General features: G+C 55.7%; 12 protein-coding genes. 5 read left to right on the forward strand and 7 right to left on the reverse strand.

Features of this window, described 5'->3' with window-relative positions:
* Positions 1-56: 56 nt before the first annotated feature.
* Positions 57-2171 (forward strand): acyltransferase family protein, encoded by a 2115-nt coding sequence (locus tag CBE74_RS15195; RefSeq protein ID WP_087453473.1) that lies wholly within the window; start codon positions 57-59, stop codon positions 2169-2171.
* 38 nt (positions 2172-2209) lie between these two features.
* Here the strand turns inward: CBE74_RS15195 and CBE74_RS15200 are convergent, their stop codons facing one another.
* The 7 genes from CBE74_RS15200 to CBE74_RS15230 form a co-directional block, all read right to left on the reverse strand.
* Entirely contained in the window at positions 2210-2626 is a 417-nt protein-coding gene (locus CBE74_RS15200; RefSeq protein ID WP_087453474.1) for a DUF3151 domain-containing protein, read from the reverse strand.
* A gap of 4 nt (positions 2627-2630) precedes the next feature.
* Positions 2631-3257, reverse strand: coding sequence for a Maf family protein (locus CBE74_RS15205; protein ID WP_087453475.1), 627 nt, complete (start codon positions 3255-3257; stop codon positions 2631-2633).
* Between the two features lie 19 nt (positions 3258-3276).
* Positions 3277-4179, reverse strand: a complete 903-nt coding sequence (locus tag CBE74_RS15210) for a ribokinase (RefSeq protein ID WP_134316229.1) — start codon at positions 4177-4179, stop codon at positions 3277-3279.
* A gap of 219 nt (positions 4180-4398) precedes the next feature.
* Positions 4399-5433: a LacI family DNA-binding transcriptional regulator gene (locus CBE74_RS15215; RefSeq protein WP_087453477.1), complete on the reverse strand. Its 1035-nt coding sequence runs from the start codon at positions 5431-5433 to the stop codon at positions 4399-4401.
* A gap of 182 nt (positions 5434-5615) precedes the next feature.
* Positions 5616-5864 carry an acyl-CoA carboxylase subunit epsilon gene (locus tag CBE74_RS15220; RefSeq protein ID WP_087453478.1) on the reverse strand — a complete coding sequence of 83 codons (249 nt, stop codon included), beginning with the start codon at positions 5862-5864 and terminating at the stop codon, positions 5616-5618.
* Positions 5865-5961: 97 nt separating this feature from the next.
* The gene (locus CBE74_RS15225; protein WP_087453479.1) at positions 5962-7593 is read right to left on the reverse strand and encodes an acyl-CoA carboxylase subunit beta; all 1632 of its coding nucleotides are present in this window, start codon (positions 7591-7593) and stop codon (positions 5962-5964) included.
* Between the two features lie 231 nt (positions 7594-7824).
* A complete protein-coding gene (locus CBE74_RS15230) occupies positions 7825-9456 on the reverse strand; it encodes an acyl-CoA carboxylase subunit beta (protein ID WP_087453480.1) in 1632 nt (543 codons plus the stop codon).
* A 241-nt stretch (positions 9457-9697) separates the two neighbouring features.
* On the opposite strand from CBE74_RS15230, the gene CBE74_RS15235 reads away from it, so the two are divergent.
* The 4 genes from CBE74_RS15235 (at position 9698) to purE (ending at position 12942) form a co-directional block, all read left to right on the forward strand.
* Positions 9698-10576 (forward strand): biotin--[acetyl-CoA-carboxylase] ligase, encoded by an 879-nt coding sequence (locus CBE74_RS15235; RefSeq protein ID WP_087454840.1) that lies wholly within the window; start codon positions 9698-9700, stop codon positions 10574-10576.
* Positions 10577-11047, forward strand: a complete 471-nt coding sequence (locus tag CBE74_RS15240) for a hypothetical protein (protein ID WP_087453481.1) — start codon at positions 10577-10579, stop codon at positions 11045-11047. It begins immediately after the preceding gene.
* A 146-nt stretch (positions 11048-11193) separates the two neighbouring features.
* Entirely contained in the window at positions 11194-12399 is a 1206-nt protein-coding gene (locus CBE74_RS15245; RefSeq protein WP_087453482.1) for a 5-(carboxyamino)imidazole ribonucleotide synthase, read from the forward strand.
* A 42-nt stretch (positions 12400-12441) separates the two neighbouring features.
* Positions 12442-12942 carry a 5-(carboxyamino)imidazole ribonucleotide mutase gene (gene purE, locus CBE74_RS15250; protein WP_087453483.1) on the forward strand — a complete coding sequence of 167 codons (501 nt, stop codon included), beginning with the start codon at positions 12442-12444 and terminating at the stop codon, positions 12940-12942.
* Positions 12943-12944 lie beyond the last annotated feature (2 nt).

The raw sequence follows: 12944 nt of genomic DNA on the forward strand, positions 1-12944 counted from the left end.
AGAAATATAAGGACTTTTAGGCACCACAATCGGGATAATTTAAAGCTCAGGTATCAATGGCCGCTGGGACAACTCAACAATCGCAAGCGAAAGCTACCAAATACAGGTTTGATCTTGACGGCCTGCGGGGTATCGCCATCGCTTTTGTCGTCGTATTCCACGTTTTTGTCGGCCGTGTTTCCGGCGGCGTTGACGTCTTCCTTTTATTGTCCGGCTACTTTTTTCTCGGCTCGCAGCTGCGGTATGCAACCAAACCAAACGCAAGCCTGAACCCCTGGTGGCCGATCTGGCGGACGATTCGTCGACTCTTCCCAGCACTACTGGTCACGCTGATGTCCACGATCTTGACCGTGCACCTGTGGATACCAGAGCTACGAACCACCAACCTATCGGACCAGCTACTGGCATGTATTAGCTATGTCCAAAACTGGGAGCTTGCCACCCAGGGCGCTGCCTATGGCGCGGCGTCAAGCACGACTAGCCCGCTACAGCATCTATGGTCGATGGCAGTTCAGGGGCAGTTTTACCTCATGGCCATTGCCTTTGCTTGGTTGCTGGCTATTGGTGCGAAGCTGATGCGTCGTCGCCGGAAGATCGTTACCACGCTGCGCATATCGGCAGGCATCCCGCTGATACTGATAACCATAGGCTCATTCGGTTATGCGGTGTACCTGCATTCGGCAGACCAATCACTCAACTATTACTCCACATGGTCACGCTTGTGGGAGCTCACCCTCGGCGCTGTTCTCGTTTTATATGCGGAGAAACTAAGGGTATCGCAGCGACTGAGCGTTGTCTTTACCTATCTGGGTTTGTTGATGGTGGTCTCTACCGGGCTGCTTTTCGACGGCGCAGCGCTCTTCCCCGGCCCCGCCGCACTCTTCCCACTCGGTGGTGCTGCCCTGGTGATCCTCGGCGGTGGACAAGGTGCATCCTGGCTCAGTAGCTGCTTTATGCTGTGGCTGGGGAAGATCGCTTACCCGCTGTACCTCTGGCACTGGCCCATCCTGATTGTCTCCACCGCCTACCTTGGGGAGAAACGCCCCAGCGTGGCATTGGGACTTGGCGTGGTTGTGGTCTCAATCCTTTTGGCACAACTCACGCACGTAGTAATCGAGGAACCTTTCAGACAACACGCAAAGCGTCCGGTTTCTTTGGAAGGCCGGAGCCGGGCGGCAGTGGCTTCTCTTTCCACTCCCACCGGCGGCATGCGCGCCGTCGCAGCGTTGTGCGTGGCGTTGCTGTGCTGGACAGCAGTGTGGATTCCTTCCGTGTGGCAAGAGGAAGTCGACCGCGTGAGTGGAACGCAGCTCAACCCGATGCTGTACCCGGGGGCCGCTGCACTCAAGGGCGTTCGAGTCCCCAATGTTCCTTTTGAACCGGATCCGTTTGTCCTTGCGAATACCCTTTCACCGGCGTGGACTGACGGCTGCATCTCTTTGCTTGGCGACGATCCCGAGGTCATTGCCAACGATAACCTTGGACCCGATCACTGCCTATACGGTGACACCCAAGCTAAGAAAGTGGCGTACCTGGTAGGCGGCTCCCATGCAGAGCAATGGATGGCCGCATGGGATGAGATTGGCAAGCAACATGGGATAAAAATTGTCCCCTTCGTGCGCCAGGGATGCCCTATGTATAAGGAAGAGAAGGACGACGTCTTCTCGCAGGAGTGCACCACTTTTAACCAAAAAGTTATTGAGCGGATTAAAGAGGACCGTCCTGATTTTGTGATCAGTAATTCCACCCGACCACTTCTAGAAAAAGGCCATAGCCGCGATGAAGTCCCCCAGAGTTATCCCACGTTCTGGGACTTTCTGAAGAAGGAAAAGATTCCGTTTATCGCGCTAAGGGATAATCCGTGGTTCGTCCTAGCCGAGGGCGAAGGCTGGATGGTCTCCCAATGCGTGGAAACTGGCGGAAGCATTGAAGACTGCGGGTTGCCGCGTTCGCACGTGTACGCGGATACCGATCCTTCGCAGAAGTTTTTCACTGCAGATTCGATGCTGTCCGTGGATACCGCAGACTGGTTCTGTCCCGACGATTTCTGTCCAGCAGTCATAGGAAACATTTACGTCTATCGCGACGGAAACCACATTTCCGACGCCTACGCGTTGTCCTTAGTGCCGCTTCTCTGGGCGCAAATCGGCACGTTTGTGAGCAAGATTTAGGAAAGAATCGACGATTCTTTCCTAAAAAACAGCAGTTTTTACAGCAGCGTGGCCACTGACTCGGGGTCGGCGTCGGAAAGCATTTGCCGGCAGCGGTCGTATTCGGCTTGATCGCCAATGAGTTGGGAAGCTCGTGCCAGAGCGGCGATGGCGCGCAGGACACCTCGGTTAGGTTCGTGAGAATAGGGCACAGGACCCCAGCCCTTCCAACCGTGCGCGCGCAGCCGGTCAAGGCTGCGGTGGTATCCGGTCCGCGCATAGGCATAAGCGGCCGCGAGAGCGTCTGCGTCAGTTGTTGCGACGGCGTCGAGTTGAGCTTCCGCTAGGAGCGCCCATGCTAGGGGACTCGCGGGGTGTCGGAGAGCAACTGCTGCGGTGATTTCTGGCTCCGCGGCAGCCTCGTCTGCGGGGAGCATGACGGGCGGGGGAGCGAGCATGTCGTTGAATTGGGTCATGCCGTTATTCTTCCAGAATCTGCATATTCCAGAAATCCGAAACGTTAAGTCCAAAGGAATAGAGGGCTCGGCGGACCACAGGCAGAGACAAGCCAATGACGCTGGAAGGGTCTCCGTCGATGGCGTCGATAAACCAGCCGCCAAGCGCTTCGAGGGTAAACGCCCCGGCGCAGTGCAATGGCTCACCGGTCCGGGCGTAGGCTTCGATGTCGCGGTCGGTTGCCTGTGCAAAGCGAATCTTGGTAACGGACGTCTCCACATGCTGATAGCTTGTCGACGTTCCGGCGGCACCGTGCACAATGCAGTGCCCGGTAATGAGGTGGGCGGTGCGGCCGCGCTGTTCTCTCCATCGTTGAATCGTGCGCTCGATGGTGTGTGGTTTTCCTTGTAGTTTTCCGTCGAGGAGCAGCATGGAATCCCCGCCGATCACAACGTGGTCGGGATGCTTGCCAGCCACGGCATGTGCCTTTGCCGTGGCGAGCTGTGCGACGATCTCCTCTGGTTGCTGTCCCTTGTACTGCTCGATGAGGCTGTCCTCGTCAATATCAGCGGGGTCGATGATGGGATCCACGCCGGCAGAACGGAGGATTGCGCGTCGGGAGGGCGAAGCAGATGCAAGGACGATTCTCATTCCTTACATCTTATTCGGGCTAGCGGGGGAGTTCAGCGTCTGCGTGTGGGTAGGAGGCTTGGGCGCCTCGGTATTGTACGGCGTAGGCGCCGACACGGACGGCGTGTTGTGCGGCCTCTACAGGTGACGCCCCACTGAGCAGTTGTGCGACAAAGTCACCGGCAAAGGCATCGCCTGCCCCAGTCGTATCCACTGCCGTTACCTTTGGTGACGGCACCATGACGCTGGACGCAGGGTCTGCCACAAGTGCACCCTTGCTTCCTAGCGTGAGGACAACCGAGGCGAAACCCTGGGCCAATAATTCTTGAGCGAGCTCGTGCGGATCGTCGCTGTTGATGCCGCTGCCGAGCTGCTCCAGGATGAGGTTGGCCTCGTGCTCGTTAGCCATGATGGGGTCTGCCTTGAGCAATGCTTCGCGGTCCACAGGGATAACGGGGGCAAGATTGACCACAACGCGACCCGTTGCTGCATTGATGGCTTCGCGGAATCCATCGGCGGGGATCTCTCCCTGAAGCAGCACGATGTCTGCGTGTGCAATAGCCTCTGCATGCGTGGCGACGTAGGCGGCGTCGACAGTAGCATTCGCGCCAGGGATCACGATGATGGAGTTTTCCCCATCTTCAGAAACCGTGATCACTGCGGTGCCCGTGGGGCCTTCGACCTCCGAGATGTGGTCTAGACATACGTTGGAAGTACGCAGCAACTCCAGAGCTGGTTCGGCGTAGGCATCTTTGCCCACAGCACCGACAAAGATCACCTTTGCCCCTTGGAGCGCTGCTGCTACTGCTTGGTTAGCACCCTTGCCACCGGGAGAAACAGAGCTATCCATGCCGAGGACGGTCTCTCCCGGGGTGGGATGCCGCTGGACACGCACGCTCAAATCTGCGTTGATGGAGCCTACGACGGCAACAGTCTGTGGCATGGTGGTTACTCCTAACTGGTGGGCGGACACCGCATCTTTATTTATCACGACTGGCACAAACCAGGTCACATGTAGTTCAGTGATTAACACACCGTCCTGCGGATGTTCCGAGCAATCAAAAATCCGAGAACTTTATGTTTCCCGTGAAAAATGTAAATAAAAACATAGGGATACAGTGTAAAAATGCTCGTTATGTAATTCTATTGTAGGAATGCTTTTTTAGGTTAGCGTGTGGGAATCTCTGACTTTGAGCACCGTGGGGATGACAACAGATTCAGGCGTTGCGTCGGTTTTCATGATGGAGTACAACAGCTCAAAGGCTTTCTGGCCGATGGCTTCCACTTGCTGGTCAATGACGGTAAGTGGTGATTCTTGAAGCGTGAACACGGCGGCGTTATCAAAGCCAATGAGTGCTACATCTTTACCAATTTTCAGCTTGCGGGAATAGATAGCACTGAGGGCACCAACTGCCATCATCATGTCACCTGTGAGGATGCTGTTGACTCCTCGATCTAAGAGCTCAAGAGTTCCTGCGCGTCCGGCATCATAGTGGTATCCACCGAAATAGACATCGGGGGAGGGGATACGTAGGTCTTCCTTGATGGACGTAATCGCCTCAAGCCTTACCCTGCCGGTGGAAGTGTCCTGGGGGCCTGCGAGGTAACCGATCTTTGCTTGGCTGTTCAGACTGAGAAGCCGGATAGCTTCTTTCATGGCCGGAAGCGGATCCGAGGTTACTGAGGGGACGGAACCCCCAAGAACGCTTCGGTCTGCTGCGACGATGGGGACTCCGGCGTCGGCAAGCTCTGTGATTTTCTCTGCGGATTGAATGTGAGGGACAACGATGATGCCGTCGACTTGCTGGCTGTTCATCGTTTCGAGTGCGCTATTGAGGACGATCGGGGATTCATCTGTGTTGGAGAGAATCGTGCTGTAGCCCTTGGCGCGCGCGGCCTGTTGGATCTCAAAGGCAAGAGTATTGAAATATGGGTTGCAGATGTTGGGCAGTAGAACGCCGATGAGGTTTGTTTTTTGGTTACGGAGTGCTTTCGCTTGGGCGTTGGGACGGTAATTGAGCCGCTTGGCGGTTTCCGCAACGATGGTACGTGTGGACTCTGGGATTACCGGGTTATGCGCGAGGGCGCGGGACACTGTGCTGATAGAAAAGCCTGTCTCAGCGGCAATGTCTTTGAGTGTTGTCGATTGGCGGCGACGGCGCGGATAAGACGTGACGGGAGTACGAGGAGTTTCCATAAAACCTGCTTTGGTGCAAACGTTTGCAATCTGAACTTAACTAAAATTAACTTACACCAGCGTAATGGTCAAATGGGGAAATGGAAGAAAATAGCTGTTATTCACACGTAAACCCCCTTCTCTTTCGGTGTGGAATAGCACACAAAGAAGGGGGTTTAACTACTGAGATTTTCTAAGTTTTCTTAATAGAAACTTACATTCCTAAAGGCTGTGGGATTGTACGTAGTGGGGCGTTGTAGCCGCTCTTCAACGCTGCCCCAGAGGTTACGATCACGGTCTTTAGCGGCGGCTTTCTCTGCGTCTTGAGCAAGGGACGCAATCACGGTGGTGATTGCAGCCACTTGGACATTGTCCGGATTGCCTTTTACCACGGTAAGAAAAGGCTTCTTGGCCGAGGTGGCTTCTTCGGTCGTGGTGGACGTGTCAGACATAGAAAATACCTTCTTGTCATTGGATGAACAGGATAAGAACGTGGTGCACTGAGACAGCGGCTAGTAGCACCAAGCCCCTAAATGACATATTCGAATATTACAGCGGGATGTTACCGTGCTTCTTAGCCGGCATATTAACGACCTTGCGATCAAGCAAGCGCAAACCTTCGATGATCTGGCCGCGGGTCTCGCTCGGAGGGATGACGGCATCTACGTAGCCGCGCTCTGCTGCCATATAAGGGTTAACGAGAGTTTCCTCGTATTCCTTTTCATATTCCTTGGCCAGTGCAACAACATCTTGGCCATTGGCTGCGGCGTTCTTCAGCTCCTTGCGGTAGATGAATCCCACTGCGCCCGAGGCGCCCATGACAGCGATCTGTGCAGTAGGCCATGCGAGTACGATGTCCGCGCCCATGTCCTTTGAACCCATCACGCAGTAGGCCCCGCCATAGGACTTACGGGTGATCACAGTGATCTTGCCAACGCTCGCCTCGGAATATGCGTACAGCAGCTTAGCGCCACGACGGATAATGCCATCGTATTCTTGGTTGGTTCCGGGCAGGAAGCCTGGAACATCCACGAACTCGATGATCGGAACGTTAAAGGCATCGCAGGTGCGAATAAAACGAGCTGCCTTCTCTGATGCCTTGATATCCAAACAGCCGGCGAACTCGGTGGGCTGGTTGGCAACGATTCCTACGCTTCTGCCCTCTACCCGGCCAAAACCGATAATGATATTGCCGGCGTAGTGTTCCTGAACCTCAAAGAAGTCTCCGTCATCAACGATGCGGGAGATGACGTCCTTCATGTCATATGGCTGGTTCGGGGAATCGGGGATCAGCGTGTCTAGTTCAAGGTCAGACTCGGTGATGTTCTCCTGAATCGATCCGACCATAAGCTCGGTAGCTTCCCGAGGAGCTTCTGCGCGGTTGTTGGACGGTAGGAATCCCACTAGATCGCGAACCCAATCCAATGCATCTGCATCATCAGACGCGGTGTAGTGGGAGGTACCGGAGGTGGACATGTGGGTGTGTGCGCCACCCAATTCCTCTTGGGTGACTTCCTCGCCAGTGACGGTCTTGATTACGTCAGGGCCGGTGATGAACATCTTGGAGGTCTTATCCACCATGATGATGAAGTCGGTGAGCGCAGGGGAGTAAACGTGACCGCCGGCGCAAGCACCCATGATGAGGGAGATCTGCGGGATAACGCCAGACGCCAAGGTGTTGCGGTAGAAAATCTTGGAATAAAGACCAAGGGAGACAACGCCCTCTTGGATACGAGCGCCAGCGCCTTCATTAATGCCGATGAGTGGGACGCCGGTCTTAATGGCCAGATCCATGATCTTGACGATCTTCTCGCCATAGACCTCACCCAAAGCGCCGCCAAAGACCGCACCGTCTTGGGAGAAGACACAGACCTTGCGTCCCTCAATGGTGCCGTAGCCGGTAACCACGCCGTCGGTGACGGGGCGCTTGGCGTCAAGTCCAAAATTCTTGGAACGATGGCGCGCTAGTGCGTCGACCTCGACAAAGGAATTGTCGTCGAGGAGATATTCAATACGCTCGCGAGCGGTCTTTTTCCCCGCTGCATGTACCTTTTCAATCGAGGCCGGGCCCATGGGGGCCACGGTCTCAGCGAGGCGGGCGCGAAGATCCGCGAGCTTTCCGGCAGTGGTGGTGAGATCGGGAGCTGGAGTTCCCTGATCGTTGATCGTTGCGGCAGTCATGACTCAATAGTGTAAAGGTAGTACCCAAAAATTGTGAGACGTTTCAAAAAAACTTCGGTATGTTCCTGAAGGATTTTTCTGCTATATGGAGTCACAATGGAAATTAAGACTCTTGACCTGCAAAAATTTCCCTCTTTGGGGGTGTGTGCTTTGAAGTTTTCTACAGATATATGGGGGTAGTAGGGGAAAGTGCTGCTGCGAAAAACTCTTCGGAAGCGAGGTTGATGCCGCCTATAGCGGGATGTTTCCGTGCTTGCGTGCCGGGCGCTGAACATGCTTGTTCTTGAGGAGCCGGAGGTTGCGCGAAATGTGTCCGCGGGTCTCGCTGGGCAAAATGACTGCGTCGATAAGCCCACGCTCGGCAGCTAGATAGGGGTTGAGCATGTGATCCTCATACTCCCGCTCTAGGGCTTCGCTGAGAGCTACAACGTCGTCGCCATTCTCGGCCGCTGCGATGAGTTCGCGTCGGTGCAAGAATCCGACGGCCCCTGCCGCGCCCATCACGGCGATTTGAGCGGTTGGCCAGGCGAGGTTGACGTCAGCTCCTAGTCCCTTAGATCCCATGACGCAATACGCTCCGCCATAGGCTTTCCGCATGATGACGGTGATCTTTGGAACCGTGGCCTCGCCGTAGGCATACAGTAATTTAGCGCCACGGCGCAGGATGCCGTTATGTTCTTGCCCTGCGCCGGGTAGAAAGCCGGGGACGTCGACAAGCATCACGATAGGAATATTGAATGCGTCGCATGTGCGGATAAATCGTGCTGCCTTCTCCGAAGCGTCAATGTCGAGGCAGCCGGCAAGCTGGGTGGGCTGATTGGCAACAAAACCTACCGATTCGCCTTCGATGCGGCCGAACGCTATGACAACATTTTCTGCGCGATCTGCCTGGATCTCCAGGTAGCCGCCGTCGTCGGTGATTGATTCGATGACGCTGCGGACATCATAAGGAATTGACGGAGAATCTGGGATGATGTGGTCCAGTCGCAGGTCATCTGGGGTGAGGTTGTCCTCTATGCTTCCCTCTTCTTGGTCGTAGTCCTCGCGCGGGGCGACGCTGCGATTGTTCGAGGGGAGGAACCTGACAAGGTCTTGGACAAAATCGAGGGCTTCCTCATCGTCTGCTGCGGTGAAGTGGCTGTTGCCAGCTGCAGTCATATGAGCATTGGCCCCGCCGAGTTCCTCTTGGGAGATGATTTCTCCGGTTACTGTTTTAATAACATCCGGTCCGGTGACAAACATCTTGGAGGTTCGGTCCACCATCACCACGAAATCGGTGAGGGCGGGGGAGTAGGCGTTTCCGCCCGCGCAACTTCCCATGATGACGGAGATCTGGGGAACTACTCCGGAAGAATTGATGTTGTGATAAAAAGTCTGCGCGATGAGATCTAGGGAGACCGCGCCGTCTTGAATGCGGGCGCCTGCGCCCTCGTAGAGGCCGATGAGAGGGCGTCCGGTGGCAACGGCAAGTTCCATAATCTTGATCATTTTTTCGCCGTATACCTCGCCGAGCGCGCCGCCGAAAACGGTTCCGTCTTGGGAGAAGATGCATACTTCGCGGCCGTCGATAGTGCCCCAGCCGGTTACGATTCCGTCGGTGACGGGGCGTTTTTTGTGCATGCCAAAGTCAAAGGTGCGGTGGCGCGCGAGCTGATCGGTTTCAATGAAAGAACCCTCGTCTAGAAGGTAGTCGAGTCGTTCGCGAGCCGTGAGCCTGCCGGCTTGTTTAACTTTATCCAGAGCTTTTGCGCCCATAGGCTGACCTGCTTCAGCGCGTCGCGCTTTGAAGTCCGCGATCTTGCCAGCTGTGGTGGTCATGTCTTTGAGCGCGGCAACATCAACAAAAGGTGAGGAAAGTGTCATGTTTGGCAGCATAGACTGGTATCGCGACAGTTTCCAGGGCAAAACGTTAAATTTTTTCCCGGAAAAGTGCGTTTTCCCACCGCACGCTGGTTATTTTGCGCACAAAAAAATTTTTTCCGCATGTCTCCTAGTGGGCCCTATAAGGGCTCATCCCTCCCACATTCCGGCATCCATTCCGGCATTCAAGCCCAAGATTGCACCAGTAATGAGGACTCAACGAGTTGGGAGGCAAACGGCTAAAATGATGCGAATGAGCATAGGGTCAGGAGAAACGGTGGATAAGGACGCAACACAAAGCGCTCGCGTAGAAGGTGACGGCGGTAGCCGTGACTCGCGGACCCCTCTCAACGTCGGGTGGTTGCGCGAGCAGTTAATAGATGACGGCCCTTTCGCGCGCATTCTGCATTCATCAACGACGGGATCCACTAACACGGATCTGGTCGCCGCCGCGCATGAGGGAGCACCTGCGTGGACTGTCATTCTCACAGAACATCAAAGCCTGGGTCGCGGGCGCATGGGGAGGCGCTATGAGGCGCCAGCGGGTGCGCAGCTCACCCTTTCCGTACTTATCCGGCCGCCGCGGGAATCGGTTTTCCGGCTCGGCACGATGCCATTAGCTACTGGATTAGCGCTTATCGACGCCCTCAAAGGTGCAGAAGGAGTCGGCCTCAAGTGGCCCAATGACCTGCTCTGCGAGGGGCGTAAGTTGTGCGGCATCCTTGCTGAGGCCGTGAGCCTAGGAGAAGAACCCGCTGTGGTTATAGGCCTTGGGCTTAACACCTCGCTCACGCGTGAGGAACTTCCGGTGCCGCATGCCACAAGCCTGGAATTAGAAGGAATACCTTACGAGCGCAACGAACTAGCAGTTCGAGTACTGACAGCGCTGCACCGACGACTGCGCCAATGGGAGGACAACGACCCCGCCCTGATGGCAGAATACCGCCAGGTGTGCACCTCTATAGGCGCTGACGTTCGAGTAGTCCTATCGGAAAACGAGGAACTCCTCGGCGTAGCGGAATCGGTCTCCGACGCCGGGCTTATCTGCGTTCGCGACTCACAAGGGGAGCTCCACGAGCTCATGGCCGGAGACGTGACCCATTTGCGACTCCAGGATAAATAAGTGGCACGAGTCCGAGTTCTACCCGACGAAATTGTGCGTGTCGACGTCACCCGCTCACTTGTCTCCCTAATCTATCCCGTCTGCGAGCTCCTACTCATCACAGGCGTGTGCTGGATGCTCATCGGATACCTGGATCGTGACCCCCAGGACTCCATCCAACTACGCAACGCCGTGGTAGGGCTATGGGCAGCGCTGGCACTCTGGCGATTTGCCCTGCCCGTGCTGCGTGCCCGCAAAGAACGTGTGATTGTTACCGATCAACGAGTGATTCTGCGTGCTCAAGGCATCATGGGGGCTAGTGAATCAATCCCGCTGCGTGCGGTGCGCCATGTGGGACGTAAGCGCAAGAATATTTCTTTGGCCGTCTCTGGGTACCAACGTCCCATCATGCTGGCTAACGTAGCAAAAGCCAAGCACGTGGTTGCGTCCATTGAGGAAGGCATGAATCAAGGGCGCGGGCATTGGGGATAGAGTTCTAGAAGGAGACGCATATTAGATAATGTCTCTTCTTTTTTGCCCGCTAACGGGGAGAGGGCACTGAAGCGGACAGGCGGTGTTTTCTTGCAACCAATGCAGAACACCCTTTCTCTTCTGCTCACAAGCTATAGTTGTTACCCGTGACTCACAGCAGCGGTAATCCAGCAGCACACGCACCAGACATGCCAATTCTGTGTGTGATTGGCGACGGACAATTGGCACGAATGATGCACACAGAGGCCATTGAACTGGGGCAATCAATTCGGGTTCTGGCAAGCTCTCATGATTCTTCCGCCGCTCAAGTAGCCGCTGACGTGATCATCGGCGATTACGCAAACCTCGACGATCTGCGTCGCGTTGTGGCCGGGTCGAATGCCGTGACTTTTGATCATGAGCATGTGCCATCTGAACACCTGCGCACACTTATCGCTGAGGGCTACAACGTGCAGCCCCAGCCCGATGCTTTGCTCAACGCCCAAGACAAACTCGTAATGCGTACGCGCCTTAAAGAAATGGGCGCGCCAGTCCCGCCATTTGCCCCGATCAGCAGTGTGGAAGACGCGCGCGCTTTCTGGGAATCGGTGGATGGTCAGGTGTGCGTGAAGGCGTGCCGGGGTGGCTATGACGGGCATGGGGTGTGGTTCCCGGATTCGGTGACGGAGTTAGAAGAGCTCGTCGACAAGCTTCTTAGCAACGGAACTTCGCTGATGGGCGAGAAAAAAGTCCAGCTTGTTCGCGAACTCTCCGCCATGGTAGCGCGTATCCCCAGCGGTGAGGCGAAAAGCTGGCCCGTGGTGGAATCGGTACAAACTGACGGGATTTGTACGGAAGCGCTTGCACCCGCGCCGGGTTTGGGCGAGGCATTAGAAAACCAGTGCCGCGAGCTTTCCATCCGCATTGCCACTGAGCTCGGCGTCACGGGAGCGCTTGCCGTGGAGCTCTTTGAGACTCGCGGTGAGGACGGACAGCCAGAGATTTTTGTCAACGAGCTAGCCATGCGTCCGCACAACACTGGGCACTGGACACAAGACGGATGCGTGACCAGCCAATTTGAGCAGCACATTCGTGCAGTATTGGATTATCCGCTCGGCGCTACCGATCTCACCGCGCCGGTTACTGTGATGGCGAATATTCTTGGGGCGGCAACCGATCCTGCTCAGCCGATGGGGGAGCGCGTTGCAGAAGTTATGCGTCGTTTTCCTAACGCAAAGGTTCACCTGTACGGGAAAGCCTATCGAGCTGGCCGTAAGATAGGACACGTCAATCTCACTGGTACTGACGTTGAGACAACGCGTGCCGACGCCCGCCTCGCCGCACAGTATCTAGTCCACGCAACGTGGGACTAATCTCGGTTCTTTGCCGGCTTTTTACCAAAACTAGGAGAAAACATGTCCCCTCTCGTCGGCCTTATTATGGGCTCCGATTCCGACTGGCCCACAGTGCAACCAGCAGCAGAAACTCTGGCTGAGTTTGGCATCCCCTTTGAAGTCGGTGTGGTTTCCGCACACCGCACTCCCGAAAAGATGCTGGCCTATGCCAAGTCGGCTCACACGAGAGGGCTGAAAGCGATTATCGCTTGTGCCGGGGGCGCAGCTCATCTGCCAGGTATGGTTGCCGCGGCTACGCCACTGCCCGTGATCGGTATTCCGCGTGCGCTCAAAGACCTCGATGGTATGGACTCTTTGCTTTCTATCGTGCAGATGCCGGGAGGCGTTCCCGTTGCCACGGTTTCCATCGGCGGGGCAAAGAATGCGGGACTCCTTGCTGTACGCATCCTTTCTGCGGGTGACCCGGCCCTGACAGAAAAAATGGTTGCGTATCAAGACACAATGCGTAAGGAAGTCGAGCAGAAAGACGCTAACCTCAAGCGCACATTGATGGGCGAGTAAGA

It is taken from the genome of Corynebacterium silvaticum (genome assembly GCF_002162115.2).
GTDB lineage: Bacteria > Actinomycetota > Actinomycetes > Mycobacteriales > Mycobacteriaceae > Corynebacterium > Corynebacterium silvaticum.